The sequence below is a fragment of the Nitrosomonas cryotolerans ATCC 49181 genome (assembly GCF_900143275.1).
Lineage (GTDB): Bacteria > Pseudomonadota > Gammaproteobacteria > Burkholderiales > Nitrosomonadaceae > Nitrosomonas > Nitrosomonas cryotolerans.
Genome location: NZ_FSRO01000001.1, coordinates 2,540,777 through 2,556,412, shown reverse-complemented (window position 1 = coordinate 2,556,412; position 15,636 = coordinate 2,540,777). Strand labels below are relative to the sequence as shown.

13 protein-coding genes are annotated in these 15,636 nt (G+C 42.7%); 4 read left to right on the top strand and 9 right to left on the bottom strand.

What is annotated here, in order from left to right:
* Positions 1–65: 65 nt before the first annotated feature.
* From bfr to BUQ89_RS11380, 5 genes are all read right to left on the bottom strand, one after another.
* Positions 66–530 carry a bacterioferritin gene (gene bfr / locus BUQ89_RS11400; protein ID WP_028460786.1) on the bottom strand — a complete coding sequence of 155 codons (465 nt, stop codon included), beginning with the start codon at positions 528–530 and terminating at the stop codon, positions 66–68.
* A 40-nt stretch (positions 531–570) separates the two neighbouring features.
* Positions 571–768, bottom strand: coding sequence for a (2Fe-2S)-binding protein (locus BUQ89_RS11395; RefSeq protein ID WP_074202608.1), 198 nt, complete (start codon positions 766–768; stop codon positions 571–573).
* A gap of 19 nt (positions 769–787) precedes the next feature.
* Positions 788–976, bottom strand: a complete 189-nt coding sequence (gene hemP / locus BUQ89_RS11390) for a hemin uptake protein HemP (protein ID WP_245813010.1) — start codon at positions 974–976, stop codon at positions 788–790.
* Positions 977–1,449: 473 nt separating this feature from the next.
* Positions 1,450–1,992: a hypothetical protein gene (locus BUQ89_RS11385; protein ID WP_028460784.1), complete on the bottom strand. Its 543-nt coding sequence runs from the start codon at positions 1,990–1,992 to the stop codon at positions 1,450–1,452.
* Between the two features lie 588 nt (positions 1,993–2,580).
* On the bottom strand, positions 2,581–3,441 hold the full coding sequence (locus BUQ89_RS11380; protein WP_028460783.1) for an MBL fold metallo-hydrolase: 861 nt from the start codon (positions 3,439–3,441) through the stop codon (positions 2,581–2,583).
* A gap of 447 nt (positions 3,442–3,888) precedes the next feature.
* Here BUQ89_RS11380 and BUQ89_RS11375 point away from each other — a divergent pair, with 447 nt between their 5' ends.
* Both BUQ89_RS11375 and BUQ89_RS11365 read left to right on the top strand, forming a co-directional pair.
* A complete protein-coding gene (locus BUQ89_RS11375) occupies positions 3,889–5,307 on the top strand; it encodes an NAD(P)/FAD-dependent oxidoreductase (protein ID WP_143071201.1) in 1,419 nt (472 codons plus the stop codon).
* A 643-nt stretch (positions 5,308–5,950) separates the two neighbouring features.
* On the top strand, positions 5,951–7,279 hold the full coding sequence (locus tag BUQ89_RS11365) for a DUF2325 domain-containing protein (RefSeq protein ID WP_028460781.1): 1,329 nt from the start codon (positions 5,951–5,953) through the stop codon (positions 7,277–7,279).
* 57 nt (positions 7,280–7,336) lie between these two features.
* Here BUQ89_RS11365 and BUQ89_RS11360 read toward each other — a convergent pair whose 3' ends face one another.
* The gene (locus tag BUQ89_RS11360) at positions 7,337–7,852 is read right to left on the bottom strand and encodes a protein tyrosine phosphatase family protein (RefSeq protein WP_036572530.1); all 516 of its coding nucleotides are present in this window, start codon (positions 7,850–7,852) and stop codon (positions 7,337–7,339) included.
* A gap of 259 nt (positions 7,853–8,111) precedes the next feature.
* On the opposite strand from BUQ89_RS11360, the gene BUQ89_RS11355 reads away from it, so the two are divergent.
* Positions 8,112–10,832: a cation-transporting P-type ATPase gene (locus BUQ89_RS11355; RefSeq protein WP_036572527.1), complete on the top strand. Its 2,721-nt coding sequence runs from the start codon at positions 8,112–8,114 to the stop codon at positions 10,830–10,832.
* A 52-nt stretch (positions 10,833–10,884) separates the two neighbouring features.
* Here BUQ89_RS11355 and BUQ89_RS11350 read toward each other — a convergent pair whose 3' ends face one another.
* On the bottom strand, positions 10,885–11,916 hold the full coding sequence (locus BUQ89_RS11350) for a sodium:calcium antiporter (RefSeq protein WP_177183567.1): 1,032 nt from the start codon (positions 11,914–11,916) through the stop codon (positions 10,885–10,887).
* A 212-nt stretch (positions 11,917–12,128) separates the two neighbouring features.
* The gene (locus BUQ89_RS11345) at positions 12,129–12,854 is read right to left on the bottom strand and encodes a glycosyltransferase (protein ID WP_028460777.1); all 726 of its coding nucleotides are present in this window, start codon (positions 12,852–12,854) and stop codon (positions 12,129–12,131) included.
* A gap of 388 nt (positions 12,855–13,242) precedes the next feature.
* Here BUQ89_RS11345 and BUQ89_RS11340 point away from each other — a divergent pair, with 388 nt between their 5' ends.
* Positions 13,243–13,833: a CBS domain-containing protein gene (locus tag BUQ89_RS11340; protein ID WP_028460776.1), complete on the top strand. Its 591-nt coding sequence runs from the start codon at positions 13,243–13,245 to the stop codon at positions 13,831–13,833.
* Between the two features lie 223 nt (positions 13,834–14,056).
* Here BUQ89_RS11340 and trpE read toward each other — a convergent pair whose 3' ends face one another.
* Positions 14,057–15,529, bottom strand: coding sequence for an anthranilate synthase component I (gene trpE, locus BUQ89_RS11335; RefSeq protein ID WP_028460775.1), 1,473 nt, complete (start codon positions 15,527–15,529; stop codon positions 14,057–14,059).
* Positions 15,530–15,636 lie beyond the last annotated feature (107 nt).

Below are 15,636 nucleotides of genomic sequence, written 5' to 3'. Positions count from 1 at the left end.
CGACATAGGCTGGCTGGCTAAAATGCCGCTGGAGTAGGAGGAGGAAACCCAGCGGCAGCTAGAAACTATATCTGGCTTTGTAACCAGTTTTGGATACCGATTTTCTGCATCACATCCTGCTGCGTTGCCAGCCAGTCAATGTGCTCTTCGGTATCTGTTAAAATATCTGCGAAAATTTCCCGTGAAACATAATCTTTTGCCACTTCACAGGCCGTGACTGCGTCGACCAGTGTTTTATGTGCGGTTGTTTCCAGCTTAAGATCGCAAGCGATACATTCTTCGGCGGTCTCACCAATCATGAGCTTACCTAATTCCTGTAAATTGGGCAGGCCTTCTAAGAGTAAAATCCGTTCAATTAATTTATCAGCGTGTCTCATCTCTTCACAAGATTCTTCGTATTCATGCTTGGCTAAGCTGTTGAATCCCCAGTTCTTGTACATGCGTGCATGAAGAAAATATTGGTTGATAGCGGTTAATTCATGTTGTAACTGGCGATTTAACCAGTTGATGATATCTGCATTACCTTTCATTTTGCCTCCTCAGGCGGAAATCTCGTGTATACGAGTGGGTTTAGAAGGAGAGTGTCGCGTCAGCATTTTTTTGTGTCAGCGTTTGTTCTAGCACCATTTTCGCGTGACAAGCACAAACACCACACTGCTCGGCTACACCCAAGCAGGTTCTCAAATCTCGCATTCGGCCAGCGCCTTGCTTAATAACAGCCTCACGAATTGCGTTATCTGTGACTCCTTTGCAAATACAAATATACATGATTAAGCCCTAAAGTCCATTATTTAGTCAGAATTAACTTACCGTTACGTGTCCGGCGTAAACGATATTGCTCTCCTTGATGCTGGATAAATATCACATCATTATTCAAAAACAGGTGATCGCTACGAATAGATCTGTTTTTATCCATTGCAATAAACTGGGAAGGATTGCTCATGCTTAGCGAGGCTATACTTGAATTATTCATCATTGCATTACCCTTAATATAGTTAATGAGAATGATTCTTATTATAATTATTTTTTTATAAAATGCAACGTTTAATCTAAAATTAATTACGAATTGGTACGCGCTGAGCAATTGCGATTACTTTAATCGCGTTGTTAAACTAATTGGATGAGTGTTGACTACAGGACACAGAATGAAGCGGGCTAATTTGATATGTGTGTTTCTGGAAGCGTAATTGGTTATTAATTCAGGGGGTGAGATTAACGACTAATTGTTCGAAGAATGGGATTGATAATGTGAATCTGCATACGGCATTTAAATTAAAGAAGCATCTATTTTTAATATTCTAAGGGCAGGACATGCTCAGCTCGCCTGCCAAGTGAACGATGCAGTAATGTCGTCAGCAACAGAAACTCGCCGAAGTCATCTACCCCGTTCCGGGGTAGAGACAGCAGGAATCCCCTGTTTTTAGGCGAGGGGGGATGCCAATTAAATCATTAAGGATTTTTCAAGCAGATGGCACCGGAAAACTTCATGTCAATACTAGCCAAGCAGTTAATTGTGCCTTTAATCTGAATCTCGCCACGTTCTACATCGGTAAATATTCCCCGACCGGTTCCAGGCATAGGAACAGACGTTTCTTCAAAAGTGCCCGAAATTGCCGTTTGTGGTAAGTCAGGCGGACAAGACTGTAGGTTAATGAATCCGGTTGTATTCAGAGTAAGCTGAGAATGGACTGTGTCTCCGGTCAATGGAGAGGTGACTTCATCATCGCAGACAAAGGTATGGATAAAATTAATTGAACCGTTATTAACAATAGCGCCCTGACCGAATATTCCACATTTCATCTTATCTTTATGGAGATTGAGATGTGCTGTTCCCAGGGTTGCGCCAGTTTGTAGAATATTATTAAAGATTTTTCCCTTGACAGGTGTGAGTGTTTCATCACTGTTACAGATTGCACCTTGTGCAATTAAAGGTTGCAGCATAACGGACACGAGCAACCCTATCCAAATGAAGGTATTACGATTATTGTTCATTTTGTGCTGCCTTTTGTTGTGATTAAAATACTGAGTGTACATGAAATGAGATTATCCCGAAATATCTGAAAAATTAGACCATTGTTTAATAACTAATTGATTATTATAGCTAAATTTGTTCAGGTTTATGTTGTCGAGGCAGCTTATAAGCCGTGTGAACAAAGGGTTTAAGTCATATCGTTATGCTACCTCAAGCATGGAAACAAGGAATAAAGTGGTGGTTCTATCGTGGCGTGTCGCGTTACAGTGGTGTTGCTTGAGGAATCCCAGGTATTGCTCGATGCCATTTCCATTTTTATAGCGTTTCTTATTGTGGCTGATGGGCATTTTTCGGTTTTAAGGGGGTGGAACAACTAGCGCTTGTGTTTGGCAGGCAACAGAGACTCCATACGGGTCCCGTCTTTTTTCGTTAAATTATCCTGGCTCATGGGAAATCCTTCATAAGCTGTTGAATCATATTAGAGGTAGATTAAGAATTTTTCATCTGCACGACCCGATTAGGTGGCGTCATGTCTTGGTTTCGCTCGGAGATTCGGTGGTGCTATCTCAGATTACCGATGCATGCAATTTCATGGGTAACTTGGCTTATTAAAGCAGGTTAATCGGTATTTTGAAATATGCAACCCCATTTGTTTCTGCCGGGGGCATTTTTCCTGCTCTGATATTGGTCTGAATTGAGGGAAGCAAGAGGGTTGGCATATCAAGCATGGTATCCCGTGCACGACGCATCGCTACAAATTCATCTTCGCTGATGCCATCATGGACATGAATATTATGCATGCGCTGTTGCTCTACGGTGCTTTCCCACTGAGCTGCCCGATTTTCAGGGGGGTAATCGTGACACATGAATAACCTGGTTTCTGGTGGATACTCAAGCAGGTTACGTATAGATAGGAATAATTGATTTGCATCTCCGCCAGGGAAATCTGCTCGTGCGGTACCGATATCTGGCATAAATAAGGTGTCACCAATAAATAGGGCATCACCAAACTGGTATACCATATCGGCAGGTGTGTGGCCGGAGACTGAAATGGCTTTTGCGTTTAATTTCCCAACCTGAAATCTTTCATTATGGCTAAATAAATAATCAAAATGTCGACCATCCGGTATAAACTCATTACCAAGGTTGAAGATTTTTTTGAAGGTTTTTTGTACCGCCGGGATTTTATTACTAATTGCAATATAGCCATTTAATTGGCTCTTGAGATAATCAGCTGATGAAAGATGATCGGCATGTGCATGTGTCTCAAGAATCCATTTCAAAGTCAGTCGCTGATCTTTTATAAATTCAATGAGCTTGTCTGCAGATAGGGTATGTGTTCTGCTGGATTTCGGATCATAGTCCAGTACCGGATCAATAATAGCGCCGCTCCCACCCGGTTCATCAAAAACAATATAACTGACGGTGCAAGTAACAGAATCATAGAAGGCATTAATATTGGGTGACATGTTGTGCGCTCTTTATCCTTGAAGATTAATCTGGTTTGTCAGTTGCTGATCCGAATAGCCATCGTATTTTCCAAGTTCGTATTGCAATGGAAATAGTTGCATTTTAATGCATCTGAGTAATTCCATGTTGTTACTGGCTGACTAATGCGCCAGAAATATAAGTTAATCGGGAATGTTATGTGATGCTTGCCAGTTATTGGTCTGATGGTGATTCATGATGCGGCATAAGAAAAAACTGATAGTAGTCGATGACAAGCGCGAATTTATTTGTCGTAGTGAGTGAGCGCTGAAATAGCCAGAATTATGGAAATAATATTTAGCACATTACTGTGCAGATACGGATAAAGATGTGGTAACAATTGGCATGATAGGAATTACGATATGATTTTGAGAAGGACGGAAATTAATTGATTTTAAATCTAATTATCTAATACGGGAGAGAGGATAATGCGTGTAGTTACGACTGAATTTGATAAACAAGGTGACGTATTCATAAGGCGTGTCTTTCAATTACTGAAGCGAATTTTTGCATCACGTGGCTTAGAAAAATATACTGCAACCTTATATCACTCATCAAAACATGAAGATGCTGATAAAAGTGGCGGAAGCGACAAACAAGAATCGACCTCGGCAACTTGTAATTGGGATAATCTATTCGATGTTGTTGTGATTGGCGGGGGAGCAGCTGGTATCGGTGTTACAGCGAGTCTTTTGAAGCGGCGGCCATCTTTGCGTATTGCCATCGTTGAGCCTTGTGATAAGCATTATTATCAGGCGGCCTGGACACTGGTTGGTGGTGGTGCATATAACATTAACGAAACCGTGCGGGATATGTCTGAGGTTATTCCAAAGCATGCTCAGTGGATTCAGATTGCAGCGATTGGTTTCGATCCGGATGCTGATCTAGTTCATTTAGCTGATGGGCGGGCGATTGGTTATCGGCAATTAGTCATATGTCCTGGTCTTCGCCTGGCATGGGAGAAAATTGAGGGATTGGAAGAAACCCTTGGTAAGAATGGGGTAACTTCAAATTATCGCTATGATTTGGCACCCTATACCTGGTCGTTAGTAAAGGAACTGAAGGCAGGAAAAGCGATATTTACTCAGCCATCCATGCCGATTAAGTGCGCTGGAGCACCACAGAAAGCAATGTACCTTTCATGTGATTATTGGTTATCTCACCATCTTTTGGACAAGATTGAGGTTGAATTCGATGCTGCGGGCGCAGTACTTTTTAGTGTTGCTGATTTTGTACCGTCTTTAATGGCATATGTGAAACGCTATCACGCTAAACTGATGTTTAACTCGAATCTGGTGAAAGTAGATGGTCCCAATAAAACGGCTTATTTCAACGTTAAAGATGAACACGACAAGATTACATGTGTCGCTAAGCCGTTTAATCTGCTGCATGTAACGCCTCCTCAGATAGCGCCCGATTTTGTCCGTAACAGCCTTCTGGCGGATGCCAATGGCTGGTGTGAAGTGAATCAGGAAACGCTGCAGCATATTCGTTATTCCAATATTTTTTCATTAGGGGATGCTTGTTCATCTCCGAATTCGAAAACGGCTGCTGCAGTTAGAAAACAGATTGTTATTGTTGCAGAAAATCTATTGGCAGAGAAAGAGGGCAGAGATTTGGTCGCGATATATGATGGTTATGGCGCATGCCCACTTACTGTGGAGAATGGCAAAGTGATACTGGCTGAGTTCGGGTTTGGCGGTAAATTATTGCCGACTTTTCCGCTCGACCCTACTGTGCCCCGAGCCCTGGCCTGGATGCTCAAGATTAAGTTTTTTCCATGGTTGTACTGGAACGGGATGCTCAAGGGCCGAGAATGGCTGGCTCGGCCTGCTAAATCGGATTGAGTGAACAGACCTGATAAGCTGGGTGATTCGTGTTTTATGGACTCATTGACCTGCTGGCATAACGTTGTGCTGGCAGGAATTGTTCCCGTCATTGTGTGAATGATGATGCGTTGCGATTATCTTACTGGGAGAGGGATGTTGGAGTAATGGTTAGATCCCGTCTGCTGAGCATTTTACAGGGCCGGGATGATTGCAACGTTTTGTCATATCGCCAATCTGAGTACCGTTCGAGATGCTTGTCAAAATAATACAACTGCTGATCTATCGGTGAGAACGGTTGTCAGTTCAAAATAATTCTACTTAGTGCTTAGTAGCTGTGGTCGCTATATCTCTTTGAGAGAGATATGGATGATGACATTATTGCATCGAATCGCTTATTAGATTCTTCTCTGCCTTCGAAAATAAAAAGAAGACGCAATATCATGTCAGTTTCTATCCATGATATTGCGCGGATAAATCACCGCCTGTTCCAAATAGTTTATCTTGTGTTCTGAAAAAATTATTTACACTATGAATGATAATCGTTATTATTCGCATTAATAAGTAGGCTGTTGCAAGAATTGGGTGCTGATTAAAGTTGGCTATTACACGGTTACGGCGCACTAACAACAAACCTGTCGGAATAAACGGATAAAGGGATATCATGGATACGTCTATTTTACTAAAACAGCTGGTACCAAAGGTATTTTCACCAGAGGAATCGGTAGTCGCGAATAACTCCCCAACGATAGCGATGTCTTCATCTATAAAAAGGCATGCCAAGCTTTGGGAATTGAGTGAGACCTATCATTGTCCCATTATCGGGACTTGTTTATCCATCAGTGATTTGGAGAAATTCGCGCGCTCATTTAATTTTACTGCATCATTGCGTAATGAATTTGCGCTGCATGTTGAAACTGTGAACCGTGTTAGTACACGTAATGAAGTGTCTAAAGCAATTCATAAGTTTTTAAATAAAAAATATCAAACTTATGTTACCGATTTTGAGGTAGCCAGAAGCGATACCGATGTGCTGGCCTTATGGAGAAAATATAGCATACATGGTGAAGTGGCGGGTGCTTTGTGGGCGGGATTTACTCATAAAGCAGCCAGTAATGAAACCCGAAAAATAATCTATGCAGATATGCATATGTTATCTCATCAGGTGGGTGCGGGTCAGGCCACCGATATGCGCCGATTAGCCAGATTGGAGAAGGAAAATACTGAAATTAAATTTGCCCTGAAGCAACAGCAACAACAGCAAACTCGTAATGAAGTTAGATTACGCAAACAATTACATGCCACCGAGAGCGAACTAGAAAACCTGCGTCAGTCTGGAAATGAGGTAGCGGTACTACGGGCACGGATTGCTGCGCTTGAATCCGGAGTGGCGATGGTTGAGATGGGGCAACGTTTAATGAGTCTGACGATGGCGAATGAACAGCTGCAGATGACATCAGAGCGGGTTAGTACGTTAGCAAAATTACTTGAAACAACCAATAATAAGGCGGCCATACTATTGCGCGAACGTAATATGCTGGTTTCTGAGAAAAAAACGCTGGAGCAGTTTTTGCTGACAAAAAATACGCCTGATGAATCCAAACGTAAATCATTATTGCCTCATATGCACTCAATGCGAAATAGCTGCATTCTTTGTGTCGGTGGTCGAATTACTTTACTTCCACAATACCGTATGCTGGCTGAGCAGCTTGGGATTCGTCTCATTCATCATGATGGCGGTCAACAGAAAGCACTTTCGCGTCTACATAGTATGGTAGACAGCGCGGATGCGGTTATTTGTCCTACTGATTGTGTCAGTCACGCCGCCTATTATCAGCTAAAGCGGCATTGCAGGCGAACCGGTAAACGTTGCCTGCTGTTTAAGGGAGCGAGTGTCTCTGGTTTCACCACCGCCTTGGCAACATTATCTTCTGACCCAACCAATGTCAGTAGAAGTGCCATTAAATGTGTACCAGAAATAATAGAAAAATAACTTTGCTTGCGTTATTTTAGGTTTGAATGTAAGTTTCGAGATAGTCCTGTCTTATAATTAATATTTCAGTGTAGCCTTAATCTTAGCTTCCATATCTGGTTGCATTCCTGCTGTACGGCCTTCTTCAAAAGCAATGTCTGGCGCGATATTTTTACTGATGCGATAGGCTGTCCAGAGTGCACCGGCTCGATTGCCTGAAGCGCAATGAACCAGTACAGGTTTTTCTGCTTTTTCAATCATATCTGAAAAGATCACTAACTGGCGATCACTGATGCCTGCGCCTGTAACCGGTATATTGATATAGCGCATACCGGTTGATTCAACGGCTATCTTTTCATCTTCAATACCTTCTGCTTCCGTACGTAAATCAATAACGGTTTTAACACCTTGTTCAGCCAATGCCTTTACGCCAGTGTTGCCGACTACACCAGAAGTGGCAATCTGTGATGTGGCGCGATTATAATTCTTGATCGTATTCACCTGGTTACCAAAAGGTACCTGATTAGTGGCATGGGCTGTGCCTGCAGATAGCACAACAGTTAGTAACGTCACAGTAGCGATAGTGTATCTCATGAAGATCCTCATTTATTATGCTGATATTGAAGAAATAGGCTGTAAAGATTGATTATAGTTTATCTGATGGCCTATGCCAGATATTTTAAGAGATAATCGTTGTGGGTATAGATCAAGTTATTTTCTATATTCGAAATAATGTCATTGTATCCAGTCTGATCCTGTTAGTAATAGGCGCAAGCAATACTAAACTTACATTTACTCATGATGCGTTGAAGCAGAAACACGAGCTGTTTAATGATGAAATGGGGAGAAATAAATGATAAAGCGAGTACAGCTATCCGAATCAATTAAAAACTGGGCGTGGCACAGTGATTCACCACAGGAGGTGTTGGCAATATTAAAGACCGATCATGCGGGTCTTAGCCGGGAGGAGGCTGCTCATCGGTTGGAATCCTATGGCCCAAATCGGTTAAAACCGCCGCAACAGCGAAGTGTAGTGGTTCGATTTCTATCGCAATTCCATAATGTGCTGATTTATGTATTACTGGTGGCTTCGGCGATAACTGCTTTTCTTGGGCACTGGGTCGATACCAGTGTAATTTTAGGCGTTGTTGTCATTAACGCTGTGATTGGCTTTATCCAGGAAGGTAAGGCGGAAAAAGCACTGGATGCGATTCGTCAAATGCTCTCGCTGAATGCTGTGGTGTTACGCGATGGCAAACGTAAACAAATTCCTGCTGAAAAACTGGTTCCTGGTGATATCGTATTGCTGCAATCCGGAGATAAGGTGCCTGCCGATTTGCGATTATTATACTGCAAGAATTTACGCATTGAAGAGGCGGCACTGACGGGTGAGTCAGAGGCAGTAGACAAGTCATTTGAAGCCGTCGCAAAATTGGCTGCCATTGGAGATCGATTTTGTATGGCGTATTCAAGTACCTTGGTTGTTTATGGCCAGGGAACAGGAGTCGTGGTTGCCACTAGCAATGATACTGAAATTGGGCGCATTAGTATGATGCTGGCACAGGTGGATAAATTGATTACGCCGCTGATGCATCAAATGGCAATATTGGGACGCTGGCTGACTGTTGTGATCTTAATTCTGGCCAGTAGTATTTTTATCTATGGGTTGTTATTAGATAGTTATAGCCTGGATGAAATATTTTTGGCTGCAATTAGTATTGCTATTGCAGCCATCCCGGAAGGATTGCCCGCTATCATGACGATTACGTTGGCACTGGGAGTGCAAAGCATGGCACGGCGTAATGCTATTGTTCGCCGTTTGCCTGCGGTAGAAACACTGGGTGCTGTAACCGTAATCTGTACCGATAAGACCGGCACTTTAACTCGAAATGAAATGACCGTTCAGCGCGTTATAACGGCTGATTATCTGTTGGAAGTCAGTGGCGTGGGCTATGCACCAGAGGGTGCTTTAAGCCAGAATGGTAAGGAATACTTAATGGATGATTGTGCCGGAATGCTGGATTTGTTCCGGGCAGGGCTGCTTTGTAATGATGCCTCATTACATCAACATGATAATGAGTGGGTGCTGGAAGGTGATCCAACGGAGGGAGCGCTTGTTACGTTGGCAATGAAAGCAAAACTCGATCCGGTAATTGAGTGTGAATCTTATCCACGCATCGATGTGATTCCTTTTGAATCGGCGCATCGCCTGATGGCAACATTGCATCATGGCAAGGGTGAACAAAGTGTTGTTTTTGTCAAGGGTGCGCCGGAGGAAGTGCTGGCAATGTGCAATTACCAGCGTAGTTTTAATGAAAACCATCCATTAGATTTAGACTATTGGCATGCCGGTTTACAGGAAGCTACTGCATCCGGTCAACGCATGCTTGCCATCGCGGTCAAATTGATTGGAGCTAAACAGCAATCACTTGAATTCTCCGATATCGAGACCGGTCTAACCCTACTGGGTCTGATTGGAATTATAGATCCCCCACGTGAAGAAGTCATTGTTGCAGTGAATCAGTGCCATTCGGCAGGTATTCGTGTAAAGATGATTACCGGTGATCATCGCGTGACTGCCTGCGCTATTGGCGCAAAGTTAGGCATCGGTGATGGCCAGACTGTGATGAGTGGCGCTGAATTAGATCATATGAATAGCGCACAGCTGCGCGAGGCCGTCTCAAAGGTAGACATTTTTGCGCGGGCGAGTCCCGAGCATAAATTACGTTTAGTAACTGCTTTGCAGGACGATGGCGAGATTGTAGCCATGACTGGTGACGGAGTGAATGATGCACCGGCTTTAAAGCGAGCCAATATCGGCGTAGCCATGGGACAGAAGGGCACCGAAGTAGCAAAGGAAGCGGCTGAGATGGTGTTGACGGATGATAATTTTGCTTCTATTACGCACGCGGTAGAAGAAGGGCGCACTGTTTATGACAATATCAGAAAAACGCTTGTCTATATTCTCCCGACCGGCGGGGGTGAAGCAGGTATTATGATTCTGGCTATTTTCCTGGGTATGGCGCTGCCCATTACGCCAATACAGATATTATGGGTGAACATGGTTACGACAGTAACACTGGCTTTATCGCTTTCATTCGAACGACCAGAAAAGGGAGTCATGCAGCGCCCGCCGCGTGATCCGAGCGCGTCTATGTTATCTGGCTTTCTGGTATGGCGTATTGCTTTTGTTACGATATTAATGGTTGGTGGTGGTTTCGGTTTATTTCTTTGGGAAATGCTTGATGGGGGCAGTGTTGAATTGGGTCGAACAATCGTTGTTAACACACTGGTGATGGGAGAAATCGTTTATCTGTTTAATTGTCGCTATTTACTGGCTCCGGCATTTTCGCGCGAAGGATTATTTGGCAATCACTATGTTTTGCTTGCAATAAGCCTATTACTGATTACCCAGTTGCTCTTTACCTATGCGCCGATTATGCAGCAGATATTTGGAACCGTTGCATTGGACGCCGTAATGTGGGGGCGTATTTTTGCATTTAGCCTATTTTTGTTTGTAGCCGTAGAGGTTGAGAAATATCTAATCCGGTGTAGCGGCTTCAGTAATCCGTGATTGTGTCAGGTGATCAGCATGCCTATGCTGATCATTAATTCTATCGATAAAACTATTCACCACCATACAGATAAAGTACATAGCCATTCAATAGATAAAATGCGAATAGACTTAAACTAACCCAGTCCCAGCCGACACGCATAAATAAACGTGTATTGGGTCGATACACTAATCCAATAATAATGACACCGCTCATGATTACAGCAGACATAGCAGAAAAAGCATGCAATGTGGAAATATTCGCCAATAACGGTTCCTGTAGAAAAATGATATCTTCCAGTGCCAGGATAACAATATTGAATAGATTACTCCCCAGTAAATTGGCAATGGCCATATCAAATGCGCCAATACGAGATGCGGCTATGGTTACAGCCAGTTCTGGTAGAGAGGTAATCCCTGCGATTAATAGTGTGCCTACAAAGGTTTCATGCCAGCCCATCACTTCAGCCAATTGTACGCCGATAAAAGGTAAATAAATGCCAGCAGTCATTACGATGATGGCTGATAAAACATAGCGGAAACTGGCTTGATGCAGTGTGATATCGGGATAGCGCCCAGTTGTCATCAGTTCAACAAATTGTGATGTTTGTGTGCGTTCATGCATAAATAGCGCGCGTATTGCGATAAGATAGCACGCTATAATAGCTGGCGTATAAACGCCGATATGCGTAGTATATGATGTCGTTATCTTATTGGTCAGCAGTATATTCAATCCCACGAAACCTATCAGTACGATTCCGAATGCTGCGGAGAGTATATGGCTCTGACTGGCGCGGCGGTAGAGTGATTCACCGCGAATCAGAGAACTCAGTACAGTAAAAATGGCCAGATTAAATACGCAGCTACCGAGCACGCTGCCAACGGCAATATCTGGCGCATCAGCAAGTATCAATGCGCTGATGCCCGTAATTAATTCAGGTAACGAAGTAACCGTAGCAAGCAGAATTAGGCCAGCCCAGCTGCCGGACAAGCCGGTCTTGTCTGCAATGACATCAGCATGATGGACAAGTTGGGTACCTGCAATTCCAATAAATAATGCGCAAATTGAAAACTCAAACCAGATGATCAGGATATTGACGGACATGATGTCTGAATTGTATATCAATCGGTTAGATATTCAGTCAAGAAATCATAAGTGAACGGGGTAGCGTGCACTTTTTTAGATGGCAGAGTTAAAAACCTGTTAATCCAAAATTAGTTTTTTATTTCAGGTATGCGATATTGCCACGCTGCTATTATGCTGATTCAAGCATCAATGCCCAGATTATTCATTGTTTTACTTGATAGAGTATTTTATTAACGTCGCCCGTCATACCATATTGGCAGGTGTTTTTTATTTTGTAGTGATCGACGCGGATTTAATATACAGTGCAAAACTTGCTTGGCTATTTCCAATTCAGAATAAAGCTGTATTTTACGTGATGATGTTTCCAGCGGATGCTTTCTTAAGATGAAAAACTTCAGATTACGTTTGCGCCCCCATTTTTTTAGCTGACGACTCAGATCGATTTCGTCCGTAGCGTAAAGTTTTTGATTAAATCCGCCTACTTCACGAAATGCATCAGAACGGCACACAATGAGTGCACCCGATGCCCAGCGAAACAGGATTGATATCCTTGTCCATATTTGTAAAGTGCAGTTTGTCCACCATGGTAGATTCTGCATGCGCATGGTGCTGCCGCAACCAACACTTTTTCCATTCCCGATCATCTGTACAATATCTGCCATCATGCCAGGATTTAAAAGACTATCAGCATCTACAAATAGTAGCCAGTCACCAGAAGCTGCTGCTGCACCGGTATTACGCGCCCGCCCGATTTGGTTAATTGGCTCAAAAATAACACGCGCTCCTTTTCGTTTTGCCAAAAGAGCGGTGCTATCGGTGGAATTGTTGTCTACAACAATAACTTCAGAAGTAAAACCAGGGTAATGATTAGCCGCAAGTGATGTTGCAATAGACTGTAGACATTGTTCAATCAGACGCGCTTCATTGAACGCCGGAATGATAATTGAAAGATGCATGGATAATAATAGATTTAGATTGATAAATTATAGTGACTATTATCCTCGAAAATGGGAAAGATAAAAAAATAATGAGTGCTGTTTTGAGATAATGAGGTTATTGCTAAATAATATTGCTTGGTAAGGCAAAGCGAAACAATGTGGATACCCTCGAGGATTTCTTAATTCTGTTATGGCAGGAATGGCCATGTTGATTGAATGTTGGTTTGTTAACCGATTGATATTTAGAATTAATGATTATTTTGATTAATTCAGGTCTTGGATTATTTTATATTTCAATGAATTTGTGTTGATTTATTATTTTATTAGGTGTAGTGTTTTTTAGGAGAAGAAAATTATTTTTCTTCTTTGGTATCAGGCTAATCTCATCAATCGAAGTAGGAGAACTATGATGAGCTACTATCCACCTCTTTCTGCTCAGTTTCTAATTGGTGCTGTCCAGATTTCTCGTCCAGCTGCGCCTAGGAAGGTGACTATGGATTCATCGGCTTTAGACGTGATGACGGATATGAGGCGCGTATATGCTGCGGTAATCCAGCCTTATGTAACCATGGAACTGGCTAATACGTATATGATACAGCGTGGTATACGCTCATTATTTGTGATGAATCAGGATCATCTTCTTGAAGGTATCATTACTGCAACTGATATTCTAGGTGAGAAGCCATTGCGCTTTATCCAGGAACGACGTATTAAGCATAGCGAAATACTGGTGTCGGATATAATGACTCCACTTGAGAAACTGGAAGCGATTCCTATCGAAGAAGTAGAAAAAGCTAAAGTTGGTAATGTTGTAGCTAGTTTGCGTGATAGTGGTCGGCAGCATACTTTAGTGATAAGGCGATGTGTTAACGCTACAGCGACGATATGTGGTATTTTCTCACTGACCCAGCTTGAGAAACAATTGGGTGTTGCCATTATTCCGACTAATCTTGCCAGAACTTTTGCAGAGATTGAAACGAGGCTGATTGCGAATTAATGAAGATAATGGTATTTCCTGGCGCCATATAGTCTGGGACATTTGCAAAAACCCTCGTCAGTAGTTTTCGACTATTGATTATAAAGGGTTAATTTTTAAACCACAACAATTGTTTTTATTAATTTAAGAGAAGCTGAAAATTTCTGATTGTGCGTCAGTTTTTTAAGAAGGTGTAGCTGATTAGCTTAAGCACCCAATAAATTTGTTGCAGACCTTTATGTTTCTACTCAAATTTGCTATCTAATCCTTCTTCAGCAATTTCTGCTGCGCGTAATAGTGCTCTTGCTTTATTTTGCGTTTCAATCCATTCATTCTTTGGAATGGAATCAGCAACGATGCCAGCCCCCGCTTGTACATGTAGCTTGCCATCTTTGATAACACCCGTACGAATGGCGATAGCCAAATCCATATCGCCGTTAAATCCCAAATAGCCTACGGCACCAGCATAGATACCCCGTTTGGAAATTTCTAATTCATCAATAATTTCCATCGCACGAACTTTAGGTGCGCCACTGACGGTACCGGCTGGAAAAGTAGCGCGGAGTACGTCCATCGCACTTAAGCCAGGCTTAAGCTTGCCGTCTACATTGGAAACAATATGCATGACATGTGAATAATTTTCAATGCGCATATTTTCGGTCACTTTGATCGTGCCGGTTTGTGCGACACGTCCAATATCATTGCGGCCCAGATCCATTAACATAACATGCTCGGCCAACTCCTTTGGGTCGGCCAGCAAGTCTGCTGCCAATTCAGCATCTTCCTGTATGTTTTTTCCACGCGGACGTGTGCCGGCAATTGGACGAACGGTAACCGTATCTTTCTCAAGACGCACTAGAATCTCTGGAGAAGCACCCACGACATGAAAATTATCGAAATGATAATAAAACATATAAGGTGATGGGTTGAGGCTGCGTAATGCACGATATAATGCCAGTGGTGATGCATCATAGGATTTACTGGTGCGCTGTGATAATACTACCTGCATAATATCACCATCAAAAATATACTGTTTAGCGCGTTCTACTGCAGCTATAAAATCAGTTTCAGCAAACTCGAGAATAGTCTGGCCATGCTTGACCGGTTTTTCAGCCGGGATTTCTAGTGGTTGACGGAGCCGTGAGAGCAATGCTTTCAATCGATCCTGACCTAACTGATAGGCTCCTGTAACAGCCGGATCAACATAAACAATGAGATAGAGTTTGCCGGAAAGATTATCTACTACAGCCAGTTCTTCAGATAACAACAAGAGTATGTCGGGGGTATCCAGTTTGTCGGTATGAGTCTGGCCAGTAAGTTTGTGTTCAATATAGCGTATCGTATCATAGGAGAAATAGCCGACTAAACCGCCACAAAAGCGGGGCATCCCGGGATAGGGCGCAGCTTTGAATCGCGTCATATAGGATTCAACGAAAGACAATGGATTATCAACTTCTATTTCTTGTGATTTCTTATCACTTATGACACGGATAGAGTTGCCCCGTGCTTCAATACGGGTTGCTGCTGGTAAACCAATGAAAGAATATCGCCCAAAGCGTTCGCCTCCTTGTACCGATTCTAATAAATACGAATAGGGTTGATTGGCGAGTTTAAGATAGACTGACAGGGGTGTATCAAGGTCGGAAAATGTTTCGAGTATGACCGGTATGCGGTTATATCCTTGTGCCGCCAGGTTATTGAATTCAGTTTCAGTCATGTTTTAACTCCACAAAAATAAACAGGAAAAAGAAAAATAAATGGATGTCTATACACATCCGTAAGTGAAATGTGTGTGAGAAGAACGCCATCGCCGACTTATTGTTC

Bases quoted from the DNA above. Each gene is read 5' to 3' on its own strand.
- BUQ89_RS11365 (WP_028460781.1), top strand. From the start codon at position 5,951: ATGGATACGTCTATTTTACTAAAACAGCTGGTACCAAAGGTATTTTCA.
- trpE (WP_028460775.1), bottom strand. From the start codon at position 15,529: ATGACTGAAACTGAATTCAATAACCTGGCGGCACAAGGATATAACCGC.
- BUQ89_RS11360 (WP_036572530.1), bottom strand. From the start codon at position 7,852: ATGAGATACACTATCGCTACTGTGACGTTACTAACTGTTGTGCTATCT.
- hemP (WP_245813010.1), bottom strand. From the start codon at position 976: ATGATGAATAATTCAAGTATAGCCTCGCTAAGCATGAGCAATCCTTCC.
- BUQ89_RS11355 (WP_036572527.1), top strand. From the start codon at position 8,112: ATGATAAAGCGAGTACAGCTATCCGAATCAATTAAAAACTGGGCGTGG.
- BUQ89_RS11375 (WP_143071201.1), top strand. From the start codon at position 3,889: ATGCGTGTAGTTACGACTGAATTTGATAAACAAGGTGACGTATTCATA.
- BUQ89_RS11340 (WP_028460776.1), top strand. From the start codon at position 13,243: ATGATGAGCTACTATCCACCTCTTTCTGCTCAGTTTCTAATTGGTGCT.
- BUQ89_RS11385 (WP_028460784.1), bottom strand. From the start codon at position 1,992: ATGAACAATAATCGTAATACCTTCATTTGGATAGGGTTGCTCGTGTCC.
- BUQ89_RS11395 (WP_074202608.1), bottom strand. From the start codon at position 768: ATGTATATTTGTATTTGCAAAGGAGTCACAGATAACGCAATTCGTGAG.
- BUQ89_RS11345 (WP_028460777.1), bottom strand. From the start codon at position 12,854: ATGCATCTTTCAATTATCATTCCGGCGTTCAATGAAGCGCGTCTGATT.
- bfr (WP_028460786.1), bottom strand. From the start codon at position 530: ATGAAAGGTAATGCAGATATCATCAACTGGTTAAATCGCCAGTTACAA.
- BUQ89_RS11350 (WP_177183567.1), bottom strand. From the start codon at position 11,916: ATGTCCGTCAATATCCTGATCATCTGGTTTGAGTTTTCAATTTGCGCA.
- BUQ89_RS11380 (WP_028460783.1), bottom strand. From the start codon at position 3,441: ATGTCACCCAATATTAATGCCTTCTATGATTCTGTTACTTGCACCGTC.